Raw genomic sequence first — 19,713 nt, forward strand, 5'->3', positions numbered from 1 at the left:
CCGCCTTTTGGTGGGCCGTTGTGTTTCGGATACGTTTTTAGACTGGCGAGGGAAGCGCCGCTAGCGTACAAATTGTGCTTTTCGATCCTCCGGCTCTAAGGCTGACAATGCGACTGGCTTTCCCCACTTTATTGTTCACTGCCGTGGCGCTGCTATTCGGCGCCGCTGGTGTGAATGCCGCACCGCAACATGCGTTGACCGTGTACGGAGAAGCCGCGAAGTATCCCGCCGGTTTCAGTCATTTTGCCTACACCAATCCGCAAGCCCCCAAGGGCGGCACGATGCGTCGCTCGGCGATTGAAATTGGCCACTTCGACCATATCCTGCCGTACATCGACAAGGGCATTGGCGTCACGCAAATCGACGGTTTGCTGTACGCGCCACTGGCCCAGCGCTCGCTGGATGAGCCTTACACCGTGTACGGCCTCGTCGCACAAAAGATGGAGCGCCCTGACGACGGTCTGTTCCTGCGGTTCTATCTCAACCCCAAGGCACGCTTTGCCGACGGCACGCCGATCACTGCCGAAGACGTGCGCTACACCTACGACCTGCTGATGACCCAGGGCAGCCTGCGCTATCGCACCCAGTTCGCGGACGTCAAAGGCGTGGAAGTTGAATCGCCTCTGGTCGTGCGGTTCGATTTCAAAAGCAACGAGAACCGCACCCTGCCTCTCGACATCGCGACGCTGCCGGTGTTTCCCGAGCATTGGTGGAAGACCCGCGACTTCGCCAACGGCGGCGGGTACGAGGCGCCTTTGGGCAGTGGTCCTTACAAAGTAGGCAAAGTCGACTCCGGTCGCAGCATCACCTTCGAGCGCGACGCCAATTGGTGGGGCAAGGATCTGCCGGTCAGCCGCGGCCTCTACAACTTCGATCATTTCAGCATCGAATACTTCGGCGACACCGACGTGGCGCGCCAGGTGCTGCGTGGCGGCGCCTATGATTACAACCGCGAATTCTCCGCCACCGGCTACTCCATCGGCTACGAGAGCCCGGCCCTGAGCGACGGCCGCCTGCAAAAGGCGCATCTGGCGCAAGACGCACCGCAACCGGCGCAAGGGTTTGTCTTCAACTTGCAGAACCCGATTTTCCAGGATCGCCGGGTGCGCCAGGCCCTGGCCATGCTCTGGGATTTCGAATGGAGCAACCGGCAGATGATGCGTGACATGTACATCCGCCAGCAGAGTTACTTTTCCAACACCGACCTGGCGGCGCAGCACCTTCCCGATGCGGCGGAACTGGCGATTCTTGAACCGTTGCGTGGCCAGATCCCCGACGAGGTGTTCACCCAGGTCTTCGAAGCACCGAAAACCGATGGCAGCGGTGTGATTCGCGACAAACAATTGCAAGCACTGGACCTGCTCGAACAGGCCGGCTGGAAACCCGATGGCGATCAACTGGTCAACGCCGAGGGCGAGCCGCTGAGCTTTACCTTCCTGGTCAGCCAGAACGGCATGGACCGACTGTTGCTGCCTTATAAACGCACCCTGAAGCAGATCGGCATCGACCTGAACATCCGCCGTATCGATTCGTCCCAGTACGTGAATCGCCTGATGAGCCGCGACTACGACATGATCGTCACCGGCTATCCGGTCACCACCTCCCCCGGCGGCGAGCTGTTCAATTACTTCGGCTCGATCTCGGCCAACGACCCCGGCGCCAATAACTACATGGTGCTGAAGAATCCGGCGGTCGACACCCTGATCACCGGCGTGGTCCGCGCCACCTCCCAGCCGGAGATGCTGCGTTACGCCCACGCGCTCGACCGGGTGCTGCAATGGAACTATTACTGGATTCCCAACTATTACCCGCCAGGCACCTCGACGGTCTGGTGGAACCGCTTCGGTCGGCCGAACGAGCAGGCCAGCAATGACGAAGCCATCGAGAGCTGGTGGGAAATCAGCACCACGCCGCTGACCAACCAGCAAATGACCGCCGAGCAAATCAGCCGTGGCAGACCCGGAGGACCACACTGATGTGGGCTTACATACTGCGGCGCTTGCTGCTGATCATCCCGACGCTGGTGATCATTCTGTTGGTCAACTTTGTCATCGTCCAGGCCGCGCCGGGCGGTCCGGTGGAACAGGCGATTGCGCACCTGCAAGGCATCGGCGGTGCGACGGTTGGCGGCGGTTCCGGCGAAACCATGCACGGCACCTCGCGCGCCAGCCGAGGCCTGGACCCGCAACTGATCAAGGACATCGAAAAACAATACGGTTTCGATAAACCTGCGCATGAGCGCTTGTGGCTGATGCTCACCAGTTACGCCCGGCTCGATTTCGGCAAGAGCTTCTTCCGTGGCGCCACGGTCACCGACCTGATCCTCGAAAAAATGCCGGTGACCATTTCCCTCGGGCTGTGGGCGACCCTGATCACCTACCTGGTGTCGATCCCCCTGGGTATCCGCAAAGCCGTGCACCACGGCAGCCATTTCGACATCTGGAGCAGCACCGCGATCATCATCGGCTACGCCATGCCGGCGTTTCTGTTCGCGATGTTCCTGATCGTGGTGTTTGCCGGCGGTACCTCGTTGAACTGGTTCCCGGTGCGCGGGCTGGTCTCGGACAACTTCGACTCGCTGTCCACCGTGGGCAAAATCGCCGACTACTTCTGGCACCTGGTGTTGCCAGTGACGTCGCTGGTGATTGGCGGTTTCGCCACCCTGACCATCCTCACCAAAAACTCGTTCCTCAATGAAATCACCCGCCAATACGTGATCACCGCCCGGGCCAAAGGCATGAGCGAACGCCGAGTGCTGTACGGACACGTGTTCCGCAATGCGATGTTGCTGGTGGTGTCGGGCATTCCGCAGGCGTTCATCAGCGTGTTTTTCGCCGGTTCCTTGCTGATCGAAGTGATTTTCTCCCTCGATGGCCTCGGCCGCATGAGTTACGAAGCCGCGGTCTCGCGCGACTATCCGGTGGTGTTCGGCTCGCTGTTTATCTTCACCCTGTTCGGCCTGCTGATAAAACTCGTCGGCGACCTCTGCTACACACTGGTCGACCCGCGCATCGACTTCGCCGCGAGGAATGCCTGATGTTCAAGCTCTCGCCGTTGGGGCGTCGCCGTTTTGAACGTTTCAAGAAAAACCGCCGGGGCTGGTGGTCGCTGTGGTTGTTCATTGGTCTGTTTGCGCTGACCCTGGGTGGCGAATTGATCGCCAACGACAAGCCGCTGGTGGTCAGCTATCAGGGGCAATGGTATTTCCCGGTATTCAAACGCCACACCGAGCAGGCGTTCGGCGGGCAATTGCCGTTCCAGGCGGATTACCGCAGCGACTATGTGCAGAAGCTGATTAAAAAGGACGGCGGCTGGATGCTGTTCCCACCGATCCCGTTCAGTGACGACACGCCCAACTATGACCTCAACAAACCGGCACCGAGCCCGCCCTCGAATGTGAACTGGCTGGGCACCGACGATCAGGCCCGGGATGTGTTGGCCCGGGTGATTTTCGGTGCGCGGGTGTCGATCCTGTTTGCACTGATGCTGACCTTCGTCAGCGCCCTGATTGGCATTGCCGCCGGGGCCCTTCAAGGCTACTACGGCGGCTGGGTCGACCTGATCGGCCAGCGCTTGCTGGAAGTCTGGTCCGGGCTGCCGGTGCTGTACCTGCTGATCATTCTGTCCGGGTTCGTCGAGCCGAATTTCTGGTGGTTGCTGGGGATGATGGCGCTGTTTACCTGGCTGGCGCTGGTCGACGTGGTGCGCGCCGAGTTCCTGCGCGGGCGCAACCTGGAATACGTCAAAGCCGCCCGGGCGCTGGGCCTGTCGGATCGCAAAGTGATCGTGCGGCACATTCTGCCCAACGCGATGAACGCGACCCTGAGTTACCTGCCGTTCATTCTGACCGGGGCGATTACCACCCTGACGGCACTGGACTTCCTCGGTTTCGGCATGCCGGCCGGCAGCGCATCCCTGGGCGAGCTGATCGGTCAGGGCAAGCAGAACCTGCAAGCGCCATGGCTGGGGCTGACGGCGTTTTTCACCCTGGCGCTGATCCTTTCTTTACTGGTGTTTATCGGCGAGGCATTACGTGATGCTTTCGATCCGAGATCCTGACGCGGACGGTTGATATGAGTACCCCCCTGATCGAAATCCGTGACCTCAGCGTCGCCTTCAGCGGTGAAACCGTGGTGCGCAACCTGTGCCTGGACATCCGCCCCGGCGAATGCCTGGCGCTGGTCGGCGAGTCGGGCTCCGGTAAATCAGTGACGGCGCATTCGATCCTGCAATTACTGCCCGAAACCGGTACCGAATCGACCGGCAGCATCCGTTATCGCGGCAAGGAATTGCTCGGTGCCTCGGCCAAAGTGCTGCGTGAGTTGCGTGGCAACCGCATCGCGATGATTTTTCAGGAGCCGATGACCTCGCTCAATCCGCTGCACAGCATCGAAAAGCAGATCGGCGAAACCCTGCTGCTGCACAAAGGCCTGACAGGCAAAGCGGCGCAAGCGCGGATCCTTGAGTTGTTGCACCTGGTCGGCATCCAGAAGCCCAAGGAGCGGCTCAAGGCTTATCCGCATCAACTCTCGGGTGGCCAACGTCAGCGGGTGATGATCGCGATGGCCCTGGCCTGCGAGCCTGAGTTGCTGATCGCCGACGAACCGACCACCGCGCTGGACGTCACGGTACAGCGCAAGATTCTGATCTTGCTCAAATCCCTGCAACAGCGGCTTGGCATGTCGCTCCTGCTGATCAGCCATGACCTCAATCTGGTGCGCAGTATTGCCCAGCGCGTGTGCGTGATGAAGGCCGGGGAAATCGTCGAGCAAGCCACTTGTGAAACGATCTTCACCGAGCCCAAACACCCCTATAGCCGCTTGCTGTTGAACGCCGAACCGGAGGGCGAAGCCCTGCCCCGCGACGAGCGCGAGAATGTGCTGGAGGTAGATAACCTGCGCGTGCAGTTTGCCCTCAGTGGCGGCTTGTTTCAGCGCAAGACCTACCTCAATGCCGTGGACGGCATCAGCCTCAATATTCAGCGTGGCAAGACACTGGGCATCGTCGGCGAGTCCGGCTCGGGCAAATCGACGCTCGGCCAGGCGATCCTGCGTTTACTCGACTCCCAAGGCAGCATTCGCTTTCAGGGCGCGGCGCTGGATGGCCTGACGCAAAAGCAGCTGCGGCCGTGGCGCAAGAAAATGCAGGTGGTATTCCAGGACCCTTATGGCAGCCTCAGCCCACGAATGTCGGTGGCGCAGATCATCAGCGAAGGCCTTGAGGTGCACAGTCAGTTGACCGATGAACAGTGCAAGGCCGAAGTGATTCGGGCGCTGGAAGAAGTCGGCCTCGACCCGCAAAGCCGTCATCGCTACCCGCACGAGTTTTCCGGCGGCCAACGTCAACGCATCGCCATCGCCCGGGCGCTGGTGCTGAAACCGGCGTTGATCCTGCTGGACGAACCGACCTCGGCGCTGGACCGTACCGTACAAAAGCAAGTGGTCGCCCTGCTCCGCCAGCTTCAGGAAAAACACGGCCTGACGTATTTGTTCATCAGCCATGACCTGGCGGTGGTGCGCGCCCTGGCCCACGACATGATCGTGATCAAGGACGGCAAAGTGGTGGAAAGCGGTGCCAGCCATGAGGTGTTTGAATCACCGCAGCATCCGTACACCAAAGAGCTGTTGGCGGCGGCGCATCCGCGGTAGGCATAGACCGCATCACGGCCTTCGCGAGCAAGCCCGCTCCCACATTAAACCGCGTTCGTCCTGATAACTCGGTCAACTGTGGGAGCGAGCCTGCTCGCGAAGAGGCCCGAACAGGCCATACACAATCAGGATCTGCCCATGAATACCACCGAAAGCCTCAAGGACTACCAGCGTGTCCGCCTGCTGGCAATCCGCTCGCTGTTCGAGATCATCGAGCAGTCCAGCGAAGGCACGGTGATCGTCGACCGCGATGCCAACATCGTGTGGATGAACGAACGCTATGCCCGGCGTTTCGGCCTGGAGTCGGCTGAAGTGGCCATCGGCAAAGCCTGCGAAAGTGTGATTCCCGGCAGCCTGTTGCGTGAAGTGGTGCGCACCGGACGCCCGATTTTGCTCGACATGCAGGACACCCCCAAAGAGCCGTTGGTGGTCATGCGCCTGCCGATCCATGACGATGCCGGCGTGGTCATCGGCGCGATTGGTTTTGCGTTGTTCGACGAATTGCGCAGCCTGTCGCCGATGCTCAAGCGCTACATGAGCATGCAGGAAGAACTGGCGTCGACCCGCTCGCTACTGCGGGCGCGCCAGACCAAGTACAACTTCGCCCACTTCATCGGCACCAGCGCGGCCAGCCTGGAAGTCAAACGCCGCGCCCGACGCAGTGCCAGTGCTGAGTCGCCCGTGTTGCTGCTCGGTGAAACCGGCACCGGCAAGGAACTGCTGGCCCAGGCGATTCACAGCGCTTCGCCGCGTGCGCACAAAGCCTTCGTCAGTATCAACAGCGCGGCGATTCCCGAATCGTTGCTGGAAGCAGAATTCTTTGGCACCGCGCCTGGCGCGTTTACCGGCGCCGACCGTAAGGGTCGCGCCGGCAAACTGCAAATCGCCCAGGGTGGCACCTTGTTTCTGGATGAAATCGGCGACATGCCGCTGCCGCTGCAAAGCAAACTGCTGCGGGTTTTGCAGGAAAAGGAGTTCGAGCCGGTCGGCTCGAATGACGTAATCCAGAGCGATGTGCGGGTGATCGCAGCCACTTCGACCGATCTCGAAGCAGCCATCAAACGCGGCGAGTTTCGCGCGGATTTGTATTACCGCCTCAACGTGTTGCCCATCCACGTGCCACCGCTGCGTGATCGCCTCGACGACCTGCCGGCGCTCAGCGAAGCGATTCTTGAAGAGTTACGCAGCCAACATGAGCTGAACCGCGAGGCGCTGGAGTTGCTGGGCCAGCACGCGTGGCCGGGGAACATTCGTGAACTGCGCAACGTCCTGGAGCGGGCGGCGTTGCTCAGTGATGATCTGCTGCTGGATGCCGACGAGATTCGTGCGGCGATTGGCACCTTCACGCCAGTGGAGCGCTCGACTCTGCTGGCGATTGCGCCGGTTGCGCACGAGACGTTTAGCCAGGCTCGGGAGCGGTTTGATCGGCAGTTGATTGAATCTGCCCTCGCGCAATGCGAGGGCAAGGTGATTGAAGCAGCGGCGCGGCTGGGGCTGGGTCGATCGACGTTGTACAAGAAGATGGTGGCGTTGGGGATTGCTGAGTCTCCATAAAGAGACACGAATCTCCATTGTTAGACAGACCTTCGCGAGCAGGCTCGCTCCCACAGGGACCGCGCTCCCAGGACGAACTCGGTCAACCTGTGGGAGCGAGCCTGCTCGCGAAGAGGCAATCACTGCCGAAAAGTCTCAATTAAGAGACGACACTCTCGAACACTCACCAAGAACAAACAAAATCTCCTTGTATTTCAACGAGATAACCAACTGGCACGAATCTCGCTAAAGCCCTCTCCCACAAAAGACCTACCCTACAAAAACAAAAATCCAGGAGACACACCATGAGTGTGATCATTGCCTTGGCAGCCCTCGCGCTGTTGATGCTCGCTGCTTACCGTGGCTACAGCGTTATCCTTTTTGCCCCGATTGCCGCCCTCGGCGCCGTCCTGCTCACCGACCCTTCCGCCGTCGCCCCTGCCTTCACCGGGGTGTTCATGGAAAAAATGGTCGGCTTCATCAAACTGTATTTCCCGGTGTTCCTGCTCGGTGCCGTGTTCGGCAAGCTGATCGAGTTGTCCGGCTTCTCGCGCTCCATCGTCGCCGCCGCCATTCGCCTGCTCGGCACGCGCCAGGCGATGCTGGTGATCGTGCTGGTCTGCGCCCTGCTCACTTACGGCGGCGTGTCGTTGTTTGTGGTGGTGTTCGCGGTCTATCCGTTTGCCGCTGAAATGTTCCGCCAGAGCGACATCCCCAAGCGCTTGATCCCGGCGACCATTGCCCTCGGCGCGTTCTCGTTCACCATGGACGCCCTGCCCGGCACCCCGCAAATCCAGAACATCATCCCCAGCACCTTCTTCAACACCACCGCCTGGGCGGCGCCGTGGCTGGGTTTGATCGGCACCATTTTCGTGTTCTGCACCGGCATGCTGTTTCTCCAGCGTCAGCGCAACAAAGCCCAACGGGCCGGCGAAGGCTATGGCACCGAGTTGCGCAACGAGCCGGAGACATCCGCCGACATCAAGCTGCCTAACCCGTGGATCGCTTTGTCGCCGCTGCTGGCCGTGGGCATCATGAACCTGCTGTTCACTCAGTGGATTCCGCAGTGGTACGGCAAGACCCACAGCCTCGCGCTGCCGGGCATGGCCGCGCCGGTCACCACCGAAATCGCCAAACTGACGGCGATCTGGGCGGTTCAGGCGGCGCTGCTGGTGGGCATCATCATGGTGCTGGTGTTTGGCTTCCAGGCGATTCGCAGCAAACTCGCCGAAGGCAGCAAAAGTGCGGTCAGTGGCGCGTTGCTCGCGGCGATGAACACCGCGTCGGAATACGGTTTTGGTGCGGTGATTGCGTCGCTGCCTGGCTTCCTCGTACTGGCTGACTGGCTCAAGAGCATTCCCAATCCGCTGGTCAACGAAGCGATTACCGTGACCTTGCTCGCGGGTATCACCGGTTCGGCGTCGGGCGGCATGAGCATCGCGCTGGCCGCCATGGCCAATGACTTCATCGCGGCGGCCCACGCGGCCAACATTCCGCTGGAAGTGCTGCACCGCGTGGCCGCGATGGCCAGTGGCGGCATGGACACCCTGCCGCACAACGGCGCGGTGATTACCTTGCTCGCGGTCACCGGCCTGACGCACCGCGAAGCCTATAAAGACATTTTCTGTATTACGCTGATCAAGACCCTGGCGGTCTTCGTGGTCATCGGCACTTTCTACGCCACTGGCATTGTGTGAGGTATTCATGACGACTCTTACAGGCAAGACCGCACTGGTCACCGGTTCCACTAGCGGCATCGGCCTGGGCATTGCGCTCAGCCTGGCCAAGGCCGGTGCCAACGTGGTGCTCAATGGTTTCGGTGATGCTTCCAAGGTGATTGCCGAGGTCCAGCAGTTCGGCGGCAAGGTCGGCCATCACCCGGCCGACGTCAGCGATCCGGCGCAGATCGCCGACATGGTCGCGTATGCCGAGCGTGAATTCGGCGGTATCGACATTCTGGTCAACAATGCCGGCATCCAGCACGTGGCGTCGGTGGAAGAGTTTCCGGTGGAGCGCTGGGACTCGATCATCGCGATCAACCTGTCGTCGGTGTTTCACAGCACCCGCCTGTGCCTGCCGCGCATGCGTGCGAAGAATTGGGGGCGGATCATCAACATCGCCTCGGTGCATGGCCAGGTGGGCTCGGTGGGCAAAGCCGCGTACGTCGCGGCCAAGCATGGGGTGATCGGCCTGACCAAAGTGGTGGGCCTGGAAACCGCGACGACACATGTGACCTGCAACGCGATCTGCCCGGGCTGGGTGTTGACGCCTCTGGTGCAGAAGCAGATTGATGACCGCGCGGCGACCGGGATCGACCCGCAGCAGGCGCAGCATGATTTGCTGGCCGAGAAGCAGCCGTCACTGGAGTTCGTTACCCCGCCGCAACTAGGCGAGCTGGTGCTGTTTCTGTGCAGCGAGGCCGGCAGCCAGGTGCGTGGTGCGGCGTGGAATATTGATGGTGGGTGGTTGGCGCAGTAACCCCCCAATAGACCGCGTTATCGTTCTTCGCGAGCAGGCTCGCTCCCACAGGGGATCGCATTTCAATGTGGGAGCGAGCCTGCTCGCGAATGGATCTGCAGATAGAAGAAGAGGCAAACCATGTCCGACATCCTCTGGCAACCCGGCGCCGAGCGCATCTCCAAGACGCGAATGGAGGCCTTTCGGCGTTCCATCAGTCAGCGCCATCACGTCCACGTCGATGACTACCCGGCCCTGCACCAATGGTCCATCGATCAGCGCGAAGACTTCTGGCAGGCCATCGTCGACTTCTTCGACATTCGCTTTCACGACCAGCCCGACGCAGTGCTGGTCGAGGGCTCGCAAATGCCCAGCGCCCAGTGGTTTCCCGGCGCCACCCTGAACTTTGCCGAACACCTGCTGCGCCGTCGCGACGATGCCATCGCGGTGGTTGCCATTGGTGAGAGCGGCCAGCGCGAACACCTGACCTGGGCGGAGCTGGCCGAGCATGTCGCCGGGTTTCAGCACAGTCTGATCGCTGCTGGCGTCGGCCTCGGCGACCGTGTCGCCGCGTGCATGCCCAACACCTGGCAAACCCTGGTAGCGATGCTCGGCACCACCAGCCTGGGAGCGATCTGGTCCTGCTCCTCGCCAGACTTCGGCACCCAAGGCGTGATCGACCGCTTCGGTCAGATCGAACCGAAAGTACTGATCACCTGCGCCGGTTACCGCTACGCCGGCAAGGACATCGACCAGACCGGCAAAATCAACGAAATACTTGAACGCCTGCCGTCCTTGCAGCAGTTAATTGTGGTGCCTTATGCACGGCCGCAGGCGCACATCGTCGACTTCCATACCCACGCCAATGTGACGTTGTGGGGGGATTTCTACGACGCCGGCGGCGAGCCGGATTTCGTCCCCGTGCCCTTCGCACACCCGCTGTACATTCTTTATTCCAGCGGCACCACCGGCGTGCCGAAATGCATCATCCACAGCACCGGCGGCGTGTTGCTGCAGCACGTCAAGGAACATGGGCTGCATTGCGATCTCGGCGCTGGCGACCGTTTGTTCTACTACACCACCTGCGGCTGGATGATGTGGAACTGGCTGGTCTCGGCCCTCGCCGTGGGCAGTGCCGTGGTGCTGTACGACGGTTCGCCGTTCCATCCAGGCCCGGAACGCTTGATCGACCTGATTGACGATGAGCAGATCAGCGTCTTCGGCACCAGTCCGAAATTCCTGGCGACCCTGGAAAGCAGCGGCGTGAAGCCACGGCAAAGCCATGACCTGAGCAACCTGAAAACCCTGCTGTGCACCGGCTCCGCGCTATCGCCCCAAAGTTACGACTACGTTTACCGCGACCTGAAACCCGACGTCTGCCTGGCTTCGATGTCCGGCGGCACCGACGTCGTTTCGTGCTTTGTGAACGGCAACCCATTTCAACCGGTGCGTCGCGGCGAAATGCAGGGCAAGAGCCTGGGCATGGCGGTTGAAGTCTGGAACGACGAGGGTCAACCGGTGATCGGCGAGAAAGGTGAGTTGGTGTGTACCCGGCACTTCCCGGCGATACCCATCGGTTTCTGGAACGACCCGCAGCAGGAAAAGCTGCACGCTTCGTATTTCAGCCAGTTCCCCGGCGTGTGGGCCCAGGGCGATTACGCCGAAGAACTGCCCCACGGCACGATGATGATCCACGGGCGTTCGGACGCGGTACTCAACCCCGGCGGTGTGCGCATCGGCACAGCGGAAATCTACCGTCAGGTGGAGAAAGTCCCGCAGGTACTGGACAGCGTGGCCATTGGTCAGCAATGGCAGGATGACGTGCGGGTGGTGCTGTTTGTGCATTTGCAGGACGGCGTTGAACTGGATGAAGCCTTGCAGCAGCAGATTCGCCAAGTCATTCGTGCCAACACCACGCCACGGCATGTGCCGGCGAAGATTGTCGTGGTGACTGATATTCCACGGACCATCAGCGGCAAGGTTGTCGAGCTGGCGGTGAGGAATGTGGTGCATGGTCAGAAGGTAAAGAACACCGACGCCCTCGCCAATCCCGAGGCGCTGGAACAATTCCGCAATCGCCCGGAACTCCAAAGCTGAAGAAAATCCCCTGTGGGAGCGAGCCTGCTCGCGAAAGCGGTGTGTCAGCCAACATTAATGGTGACTGATAAACCGCTATCGTCGGAACGCCGCCCGGAGCAGGCTCACTCCTACAAATTTAGATCTGTGTCAGTCCATGAGGCCCCACTCTCCTGAAGCGGGCGCTGATGCATCCGCGTGCAGCTTCAACCGCAACCTCAAGTTGTTCACCGAATCCGCATGCTTCAACGCCTCCTCCTCACTGATCGCCCCTTCCACGACCAACGCATACAGCGCACCGTCAAACGTCTGCATCCCCGACTCCGCCGACTTCTCCATGATGCCTTTCAACTCGGACAGCTCATTGCGCCGAATCAAATCACCAATCGTCGGCGTGCCCAGCATCACCTCCACCACCGCCCGGCGTTGACCGTCGCGGGTCGGCACCAGGCGTTGGGAGACGAACGCCTTGAGGTTGTTGCCCAGGTCATGCAGCAGTTGCGTGTGACGTTCTTCGGGGAAGAAATTGATGATGCGGTCCAGCGCCTGATAGGCGTTGTGTGCGTGCAACGTGGAAATTACCAGATGACCGGTGTCGGCAAACGCCAGTGCGTGCTCCATGGTCTCGCGATCACGGATTTCGCCAATCAGCACCACATCCGGCGCTTGGCGCAGGGTATTTTTCAACGCGGCATGAAAACTTCGGGTGTCGACCCCGACTTCGCGCTGGTTGATGATCGACTGCTGGTGCCGGTGGATGTACTCGATCGGGTCTTCAATGGTGACGATATGGCCGCTGCTGTGGCGATTGCGGTAATCGATCAGCGCCGCCAGCGACGTCGACTTGCCCGAGTCGGTGGCGCCGACGAACAGCATCAGGCCTTGCTTGAGCATCACGGTGTCCAGCAACACGGGCGGCAACTTGAGGTCTTCGAAACGCGGGATGTCGAGTTTGATGTTGCGAATCACAATGGACACGTCGTTGCGTTGCTTGAACACGTTGACTCGAAAGCGCCCGATCCCTGGCCGCGACAGGGCCAGGTTCATTTCCAGCTCACGGTCGAACTCAAGACGCTGTTCGGCGTCCATGATGTTCGCGGCAATCGCCGCCACTTCACCCGGTTTGAACGGCTGAGCGCTCAGGGGTTTGAGCTCGCCGTCGAACCGCGCGCTGGGTGGCGCTCCCGGGGACAGGTAAAGATCAGCGCCATTACGCTTGGCCAACTGTGTTAACAGTGCATCGATTTCCATGGCAAAAAGCACCCGCGAAGCATTCAATGAAAAAATAATGACCCAAAACGGGTCATTCAGCGTCTACTGCCCTACGAGGATAGTTGACGCCGCCACACCGACTTAAGCGCAGGACCACTTGATGAACGCATCACCCACCGGCAGCGATGCCCAGGCCTTGATTGCCCGACTGGACTGGACACAGACCCCTTTGGGCCCTGCCGGCACCTGGCCGCAAAGCCTGCGTACCGCCGTCGACATCGTGATTCACTCACCGATGCCGATGCTGTTGCTGTGGGGGCCGGAACTCACGCAGATCTACAACGATGGCTTTGCCCTGCTCGCCGGAAGCAAACACCCACACGCTTTCGGACAGCCGACGCACCAGATATGGCCAGAGTTTCGAGACTTTACCGACCCGATTTACAGCGCAGTCCTACAAGGCCAGGTGCGCACCTACAGCGAACAGCGCTTTACCCTGCAACGTGACGGTGGCGATTCCGACTTCTGGCTGGATTTGACCTACAGCCCGATCCGCGATGAAAGCGCCGAGGTGGCGGGCATTCTGGTCACCGCCATTGAAACCAACGAACGTCGCCGCATCGCCCTCGAACTGGAACAGCGCTCCGCCGCAAGCCTCAAGGCCCAGCGCGAAACGGAACAGCGCCTGCAATTGGCCTTGGCCGCGACAGACTCGGTGGGCACCTGGGACTGGGACATCAGCGAAGACCGCTTTCTCGCCGACGCCCATTTCGCCCAACTGCACGGCATCGATCCGGCGTTGGCCGGGGAGTTGCCGATCAGCGCCTACCTGCACGGCGTGCACCCGGAAGACCGGGCGATGATTGCGCGCAGCATCAAGCACTGCATCACCCATGGCACCGAGTACGCCGAGGAATATCGTCTGTTGCAACCTGATGGCCAGTTGAACTGGGTGTTTGCCCGGGGGCGCTGCTACAAGGATCACCACGGCCGGCCGATGCGTTTTCTCGGCGCCGCGCTGGACCTGACCGAGCGCAAACGCACCGAACAGGCCTTGCGCCAGAGCCAGACCGAGCTGCAATTGATCATCAACGCGATGCCGATCCTGATCAGCTACGTCGACAGCGAAGAGCGTTTCCGCCTGAACAACTCAGCCTACCTCGATTGGTATGGCCTGACGCCGCAGGAACTGTTTGGCAAAACCATCCGAGAGGTGTTGGGTGACGAGGCCTATGCCTTGCGCGCGGAACACATTGCCGAGGCGCTCAAGGGCAAGCCTTGTTGTTTCAGCATCAGCACGTCGCACCGTGACGGCAGCCTGCGGCATGCGTTGATGAACTACCTGCCGCGCCACGGCGGGGATGGCGCGGTGAATGGCTTCTACATTTTTGTGATTGACGAAACCGAGCGCAAACAGACCGAAGAAGCCTTGCGCAATCTCAACGAAACCCTCGAAGAGCGCGTCGCCGCCCGCACCCAGCAACTGGCCGAAACCAACCAGCGCTTGCAAAACGAAATGGTCGAACGCGAGCGTGCCGAGGACGCCTTGCGCCATGCACAGAAAATGGAAGCGGTCGGCCAGCTCACTGGTGGCATCGCCCATGACTTTAACAACATGCTCACCGGGATCATCGGCAGTCTCGACCTGATGCAGCGTTATATCGCCGACGGGCGCATCCACGAGATCGGCCGTTTTACCGAAGCCGCGGTGTCTTCGGCCAATCGCGCCGCCGCGTTGACCCATCGCCTGTTGGCGTTCTCGCGTCGCCAATCACTGGATCGCAAACCGCTGAACGCCAATGAACTGGTGCGCTCGCTGGAGGACCTGCTCAGCCGGACCAAGGGCGACCACATCGAACTCAAACTGCAACTGGCCGATGAGGTCTGGCCGATCAGCACCGATGTCAGCCAACTGGAAAACGCCCTGCTCAACCTGGTCATCAACGCCCGCGATGCGATGCCCGATGGCGGCCAACTGCTGATTGAAACGGCCAATGTGTACCTGGACGGCAGCGACATCACCACACTGGAGCCGGTCAAGGCCGGGGATTACGTGATGATTGCCGTCAGTGACAACGGCACCGGCATGACACCCTCGGTTCTGGCCAAGGCATTTGACCCGTTCTTCACCACCAAACCCATCGGCCAAGGCACAGGGCTGGGGTTGTCGATGATCTACGGTTTCGCCCAGCAATCGGGCGGCCATGTCAGCCTGTTCAGCCTGCCGGGCAAGGGCACCAGCGTGCGCCTGTACTTGCCGCGCTTGCATGCCATGGAGCCGGAAGACGTGCTGATGCCGGTCACGGGTGAGGCGCCGGCGGCGATTGCCGGTGAAACCGTGGTGCTGGTGGAGGACGATCCGGCGGTGCGCATGCTGGTACTCGACTTGCTCAATGAGCTGGGTTACCACGCTCACGAAGCCGAAGACGCGAAAACCGCCCTGCCTTTGCTGGAATCGGATTTGCGTGTTGATTTGCTGGTGACCGATGTCGGGCTGCCGGGCATGAACGGCCGACAACTGGCGGAGATCGCCCGCCAGCATCGGCCGGACCTCAAAGTGCTGTTCATGACCGGTTACGCGGAAACCGCCGCCGAACGCCAAGGCTTTCTGGAGGAAGGCATGGACATGGTGGCCAAGCCTTTTTCCATCGACTTGCTGGCCAACAAGATTCGCACGATGATCGGCCAACCCGAGTGACTTGAGGCATAATCGCCCGCCCCGCTGTCAGCACGTTGCAAGGTACGCCCCATGAAAGCTCAAGCCCGCCATATTCTGGTGAAAACCTCGGAAGAAGCCGAGCAGCTCAAACAACGCATTGCCAAGGGCGAAGCCTTCGATGTGCTGGCCAAAAAGTACTCCACCTGCCCGTCCGGCAAGCGCGGCGGCGACCTCGGTGAAGTGCGCCCGGGGCAGATGGTCGGCGTCATCGATGCGGTGATTTTCAAGAAACCGCTGCGGGTGGTGCATGGGCCGATCAAGAGCAAGTTCGGGTATCACCTGGTGCAGGTGTTTTACCGGGATTGATGGTTTGGCTTTCGGGCCTCATCGCGAGCAGGCTCGCTCCCACATTGGAATGCGTTCCCCTGTGGGAGCGAGCCTGCTCGCGATCCGATTGCGCAGCAAACGGCCATTCACCCCTTATCTAGGGATCAATGCACCGGGCACCTGTATCACCCGACTCGCCAACCGATGCCCCGCCTCAGCCGCTTCAACCGCGCTCCCGCCCTTGAGCCGACTGGCCAGGTACGCCGCGCTGAACGAATCCCCCGCCGCCGTCGTGTCCACAACACGCTCGACCTTCTGCGCCGGCACTTCAAACGACTCGCCATCACAGCGAATCAGGCACGCGTCTGAACCGCGCTTGAGCACCACTTCCGGCGTGCCGATCTGCTCGTAAGCGGCAAACACCGCCTCGCAACTGGAAAAATGAAACAGCGCCTGTTCATCCTCAACCGTCAGCAACGCCAGGTCCACATACGGCAACACACTGCGATACGCCGCACGCGCTTCTTCAACCGACGCCCACAAGCGTGGCCGGTAGTTGTTGTCGAAGACGATCCGCGCATCTCGCTGACGGGCTTCGATCAGGATTTCCAGCAGCTTTTCCCGACCTTGCACGCCGAGTACCGCCAGGGTGATGCCGCTGAAATACAGCACGTCGTAATCCGGCAGCGCGGCCAGAATCGGCGCGGCGGCGGGTGTGGTGAAGCAATCGCGCACGGCCGCTTCGTTGCGCCAGTAAAGGAAACGGCGTTCGCCGGCGGCGTCGGTCTGGATGCAATACAAACCGGGCAAACGTCCCGGTAAACGCTGGACCATGCCCAGGCCGATGTTTTCGCTGGCCCAGTTCTGGCACATCGCGTCGCTGAAGCTGTCGTCGCCCAGGGCAGTAACGTAATCGACGACGCCGCTCGCGCCCAGCTCACGGGACAGGTAGACGGCGGTGTTCAGGGTGTCACCGCCGAAGCTTTGTTGCAGGCTGCCGTCGGCGCGTTGTTGCAGCTCGATCATGCACTCGCCGATCAGGGCGATGCGCGGGGTGTTGGGGCCGAGGGTGTTGATGGTGTGCATTGTGTGGGGTCTCTGGTGTTTCTTTGTTGTCTGGGCGGGCCTCTTCGCGAGCAGGCTCGCTCCCACAAGGAAATGCATTCCAATGTGGGAGCGAGCTTGCTCCGGGCGGCGTTCCGACGATGGTCGCGCTTCGGTCTCAAGCCTTAGAAACAGGTGTCCATGGTTTCGATGACATTCATCTGATCATCCACCAGACACCCCGTGCGCCACTTGTCGAACGTCAGGCACGGATGCGAAGTACCGAACGAAATGATGTCGCCCACCCGCAATTCAACCCCCGGCGGCACGGTCATGAACGCGTGCTGGTCCATCACCGCCGTCACCTTGCAGGCACTGACGTCATCGCCCTTCGCCGGCACCACACCGGCCTTGTAACGCAGCAACGGCACCGGCAGACCGGCGTCGTAGGCGACATCGCGCTTGCCCAGGGCAATCACCGCAAAACCCGGCTCTGGCATCGACTGCACGTGTGCCCAGACTTCCAGCGCCGGGCGCAGGCCTTCATTCAGATCGCTGCGGCGGTCGAGCACGCAGCATTGCGCTTCCTTGTAGATGCCATGGTCGTGGGCCACGTAGCTGCCCGGACGCAACACACTGAGGAAACGCCCGGCCGCGTTCTGCGCTTCGAACTCCTCGGCAATCAAGTCATACCAGGCGGAACCCGATGCAGTGATGATCGGCTTGGCGATCGCAAACGCGCCGCTGTCCTGCAACTGCACGGCCAAACGCACCAGAGACCCGGCGAATGCGCGGATGCCGGTGACCGCATGATCACCATGGATCACGCCTTCGTAGCCTTCGATGCCGGTCAGGGCTAGCGCCGGTTGCGCGTTGATAGCCTTGGCCAGCGCGATGACTTCATCTTCAGTGCGGCAACCGCAACGACCGCCAACCACACCGTATTCGATCATCACATTCAGGCGCACGCCGCGTGAGGCGAAGTAGGCGCCGAGGTCAGCGACGTTGTCCGGATGATCGACCATGCAATGGAAATCGAACGTCGGGTCTGCCAGCAGATCGGCGATCAGCGCCATGTTCGGCGTACCGACCAATTGGTTGGCCATCAGCACCCGACGCACGCCATGGGCATACGCCGCACGGGTTTGCGTGGCGCTGGCGAGGGTGATGCCCCAGGCGCCGGCGTCCAGTTGGCGGCGAAACAAGGCCGGGGTCATGCTGGTTTTGCCGTGGGGCGCGAGTTCGGCGCCACTGTTGCTGACAAAGTCCTGCATCCAGCGAATGTTGTGTTCCAGCGCTTCGCGGTGCAGCACCAGCGCCGGCAGGCTGACATCGCGGACCAGGTTGGCGCCGGTCTGGGCAAAGCCCTTTTCCACAGCGGCAGTATTGTTGGCAGTAGACATGGTCGAACTCCTCACATTAGCGGCCGCAGGCAGCCGCATTTATTCGTTGATACGCCGGGCCAGGTGGTTGGCGTTGTCGATCAGCACCCGGCGATAGTCGTTGTAATGCGTCTTGGCATCGGCCCGTGGGGCCACGATGCACAGCGTCGCGATGGCCACGCCGTTGGGGTCTTTGACCGGGGCGGCGAAGCAATGGGTAAAGGTGTCGGCGACGCTATCGAAGGAGAAAAACCCGTCGATGCCGGCCTGACGGATTTCCGCCAGAAACTGTTCCAGCGGCAGGCGTTCGCCGTTGGGCAGGATGAAGTCGTCGTGGTCGATCAGGTCGACGATTTCCTCGTCGCTCAAATGCGCCAAGAGCAGGCGCCCGGAAGCGGTCCAGGGAATCGGCGCGTTTTCGCCGATGTCCGAGGAAATGCGGAAATGCCGCTCGCCCTCCTTCATTAGCGCCACGGTGTATTTGCGCCCGTTGAGCAGGCACATCTGGGCGGTTTCGTGGGTCTGGCTGACGATCTCCTGCAAGGCGTGATCGGCCTCGCGGGTCAGGTCGAAATGCCGCAAATGTGCCTGCCCGAGGAAGTACAGCTGACGGCCGAGGTAGACGTGACCATCCTTGCCCACGGCTTCCAGGATGCGTCGCTCCAGCAGGGACGCGACCAGTTCGTAAACCGTGGATTTCGGGCTGCCGATGCCGCTGGCGATTTCATTCGGGCGCAGGGGTTTGCCGATTTCCTTGAGGAAATCGAGGATATCGAACGCCCGGTCCAGACCGCGAGCCCGGCGCTTGATGGTGTCTTCGGTCATGTCTGTGGTTCCCATACAAAGTGCCGGGAGTTTACCTAGAGTGCGGTGGCGACTGTTAGGCCGCCATCGTCGGAACGCCGCCCGGAGCAGGCTCGCCCCCACAGGGGAATGCATTCCAACTGTAGGAGTGAGCCTGCTCGCGATGGAGTCACCGCAAGTCTCAGGCCTTTTTCTTGTACGCGATGCAGTCGATCTCGACCTTGCAGTCGACCATCATGTTCGCCTGCACACAGGCACGGGCCGGCGCGTGTTCGGGTTTGAAGTACTCGGAGAAAACCTTGTTGAAACTGGTGAAATCCCGCGGATCCTCCAGCCACACGCCAGCACGCACCACGTCTTCCAGGCCATAACCGGCCTCTTGCAGAATCGCGATCAGGTTCTTCATGGTCTGGTGGGTCTGTTCGACGATGCCGCCGGTAATGATCTCGCCATCCAGCGCCGGCACCTGCCCGGACACGTGCAACCAGCCATCGGCTTCAACGGCGCGGGCAAAAGGACGAGGCGTACCGCCAGCGGCGCTGCTGCCGGTGCCGTAACGAGTAATGCTCAT

Annotated in this window: 15 protein-coding genes; 10 read left to right on the forward strand and 5 right to left on the reverse strand. The window is 61.0% G+C overall.

Annotation, left to right across the window (positions count from 1 at the left end):
* Window positions 1–107 precede the first annotated feature (107 nt).
* The 8 genes from ACWKV5_RS18000 (at window position 108) to ACWKV5_RS18035 (ending at window position 11,735) form a co-directional block, all read left to right on the forward strand.
* Window positions 108–1,976: an extracellular solute-binding protein gene (locus ACWKV5_RS18000; protein WP_483842385.1), complete on the forward strand. Its 1,869-nt coding sequence runs from the start codon at window positions 108–110 to the stop codon at window positions 1,974–1,976.
* On the forward strand, window positions 1,976–3,037 hold the full coding sequence (locus ACWKV5_RS18005; RefSeq protein ID WP_059182860.1) for a microcin C ABC transporter permease YejB: 1,062 nt from the start codon (window positions 1,976–1,978) through the stop codon (window positions 3,035–3,037). Before ACWKV5_RS18000 ends, ACWKV5_RS18005 begins: the two co-directional genes overlap by 1 nt.
* Complete coding sequence (locus ACWKV5_RS18010; RefSeq protein WP_483842386.1) at window positions 3,037–4,059, forward strand: ABC transporter permease; 1,023 nt, start codon at window positions 3,037–3,039, stop codon at window positions 4,057–4,059. The genes ACWKV5_RS18005 and ACWKV5_RS18010 overlap by 1 nt, the downstream gene beginning before the upstream one ends.
* A gap of 14 nt (window positions 4,060–4,073) precedes the next feature.
* A complete protein-coding gene (locus ACWKV5_RS18015) occupies window positions 4,074–5,648 on the forward strand; it encodes an ABC transporter ATP-binding protein (RefSeq protein ID WP_483842387.1) in 1,575 nt (524 codons plus the stop codon).
* Between the two features lie 138 nt (window positions 5,649–5,786).
* Window positions 5,787–7,202: a sigma-54 interaction domain-containing protein gene (locus ACWKV5_RS18020; RefSeq protein ID WP_483842388.1), complete on the forward strand. Its 1,416-nt coding sequence runs from the start codon at window positions 5,787–5,789 to the stop codon at window positions 7,200–7,202.
* Between the two features lie 284 nt (window positions 7,203–7,486).
* On the forward strand, window positions 7,487–8,878 hold the full coding sequence (locus ACWKV5_RS18025; RefSeq protein ID WP_059182858.1) for a GntP family permease: 1,392 nt from the start codon (window positions 7,487–7,489) through the stop codon (window positions 8,876–8,878).
* Window positions 8,879–8,885: 7 nt separating this feature from the next.
* On the forward strand, window positions 8,886–9,659 hold the full coding sequence (gene hbdH, locus ACWKV5_RS18030) for a 3-hydroxybutyrate dehydrogenase (protein WP_483842389.1): 774 nt from the start codon (window positions 8,886–8,888) through the stop codon (window positions 9,657–9,659).
* 120 nt (window positions 9,660–9,779) lie between these two features.
* Window positions 9,780–11,735 carry an acetoacetate--CoA ligase gene (locus ACWKV5_RS18035; protein ID WP_483842390.1) on the forward strand — a complete coding sequence of 652 codons (1,956 nt, stop codon included), beginning with the start codon at window positions 9,780–9,782 and terminating at the stop codon, window positions 11,733–11,735.
* 129 nt (window positions 11,736–11,864) lie between these two features.
* Here the strand turns inward: ACWKV5_RS18035 and ACWKV5_RS18040 are convergent, their stop codons facing one another.
* A complete protein-coding gene (locus ACWKV5_RS18040; protein WP_483842391.1) occupies window positions 11,865–12,965 on the reverse strand; it encodes a PilT/PilU family type 4a pilus ATPase in 1,101 nt (366 codons plus the stop codon).
* A gap of 121 nt (window positions 12,966–13,086) precedes the next feature.
* On the opposite strand from ACWKV5_RS18040, the gene ACWKV5_RS18045 reads away from it, so the two are divergent.
* Both ACWKV5_RS18045 and ACWKV5_RS18050 read left to right on the forward strand, forming a co-directional pair.
* Window positions 13,087–15,624, forward strand: coding sequence for a hybrid sensor histidine kinase/response regulator (locus ACWKV5_RS18045; protein WP_483842392.1), 2,538 nt, complete (start codon window positions 13,087–13,089; stop codon window positions 15,622–15,624).
* 51 nt (window positions 15,625–15,675) lie between these two features.
* Window positions 15,676–15,951 carry a peptidylprolyl isomerase gene (locus ACWKV5_RS18050; RefSeq protein ID WP_007898282.1) on the forward strand — a complete coding sequence of 92 codons (276 nt, stop codon included), beginning with the start codon at window positions 15,676–15,678 and terminating at the stop codon, window positions 15,949–15,951.
* A 114-nt stretch (window positions 15,952–16,065) separates the two neighbouring features.
* On the opposite strand, the gene ACWKV5_RS18055 is transcribed toward ACWKV5_RS18050, so the two are convergent.
* The 4 genes from ACWKV5_RS18055 to ACWKV5_RS18070 all read right to left on the reverse strand — a co-directional run bounded on the left by ACWKV5_RS18055 (window position 16,066) and on the right by ACWKV5_RS18070 (window position 19,713).
* Window positions 16,066–16,998, reverse strand: coding sequence for a sugar kinase (locus ACWKV5_RS18055; RefSeq protein WP_483842393.1), 933 nt, complete (start codon window positions 16,996–16,998; stop codon window positions 16,066–16,068).
* Window positions 16,999–17,141: 143 nt separating this feature from the next.
* The gene (locus ACWKV5_RS18060; RefSeq protein WP_483842394.1) at window positions 17,142–18,359 is read right to left on the reverse strand and encodes an amino acid deaminase; all 1,218 of its coding nucleotides are present in this window, start codon (window positions 18,357–18,359) and stop codon (window positions 17,142–17,144) included.
* 39 nt (window positions 18,360–18,398) lie between these two features.
* Window positions 18,399–19,163 (reverse strand): IclR family transcriptional regulator, encoded by a 765-nt coding sequence (locus ACWKV5_RS18065; protein ID WP_483842395.1) that lies wholly within the window; start codon window positions 19,161–19,163, stop codon window positions 18,399–18,401.
* 160 nt (window positions 19,164–19,323) lie between these two features.
* Entirely contained in the window at window positions 19,324–19,713 is a 390-nt protein-coding gene (locus ACWKV5_RS18070) for a RidA family protein (protein WP_027923783.1), read from the reverse strand.

This window comes from Pseudomonas oplopanacis (genome assembly GCF_057128725.1).

Excerpts from the sequence above, each read along its gene's own strand:
- ACWKV5_RS18000 (WP_483842385.1), top strand. The coding sequence starts at position 108 with ATGCGACTGGCTTTCCCCACTTTATTGTTCACTGCCGTGGCGCTGCTA.
- ACWKV5_RS18005 (WP_059182860.1), top strand. The coding sequence starts at position 1,976 with ATGTGGGCTTACATACTGCGGCGCTTGCTGCTGATCATCCCGACGCTG.
- ACWKV5_RS18010 (WP_483842386.1), top strand. The coding sequence starts at position 3,037 with ATGTTCAAGCTCTCGCCGTTGGGGCGTCGCCGTTTTGAACGTTTCAAG.
- ACWKV5_RS18015 (WP_483842387.1), top strand. The coding sequence starts at position 4,074 with ATGAGTACCCCCCTGATCGAAATCCGTGACCTCAGCGTCGCCTTCAGC.
- ACWKV5_RS18020 (WP_483842388.1), top strand. The coding sequence starts at position 5,787 with ATGAATACCACCGAAAGCCTCAAGGACTACCAGCGTGTCCGCCTGCTG.
- ACWKV5_RS18025 (WP_059182858.1), top strand. The coding sequence starts at position 7,487 with ATGAGTGTGATCATTGCCTTGGCAGCCCTCGCGCTGTTGATGCTCGCT.
- hbdH (WP_483842389.1), top strand. The coding sequence starts at position 8,886 with ATGACGACTCTTACAGGCAAGACCGCACTGGTCACCGGTTCCACTAGC.
- ACWKV5_RS18035 (WP_483842390.1), top strand. The coding sequence starts at position 9,780 with ATGTCCGACATCCTCTGGCAACCCGGCGCCGAGCGCATCTCCAAGACG.
- ACWKV5_RS18040 (WP_483842391.1), bottom strand. The coding sequence starts at position 12,965 with ATGGAAATCGATGCACTGTTAACACAGTTGGCCAAGCGTAATGGCGCT.
- ACWKV5_RS18045 (WP_483842392.1), top strand. The coding sequence starts at position 13,087 with ATGAACGCATCACCCACCGGCAGCGATGCCCAGGCCTTGATTGCCCGA.
- ACWKV5_RS18050 (WP_007898282.1), top strand. The coding sequence starts at position 15,676 with ATGAAAGCTCAAGCCCGCCATATTCTGGTGAAAACCTCGGAAGAAGCC.
- ACWKV5_RS18055 (WP_483842393.1), bottom strand. The coding sequence starts at position 16,998 with ATGCACACCATCAACACCCTCGGCCCCAACACCCCGCGCATCGCCCTG.
- ACWKV5_RS18060 (WP_483842394.1), bottom strand. The coding sequence starts at position 18,359 with ATGTCTACTGCCAACAATACTGCCGCTGTGGAAAAGGGCTTTGCCCAG.
- ACWKV5_RS18065 (WP_483842395.1), bottom strand. The coding sequence starts at position 19,163 with ATGACCGAAGACACCATCAAGCGCCGGGCTCGCGGTCTGGACCGGGCG.
- ACWKV5_RS18070 (WP_027923783.1), bottom strand. The coding sequence starts at position 19,713 with ATGAGCATTACTCGTTACGGCACCGGCAGCAGCGCCGCTGGCGGTACG.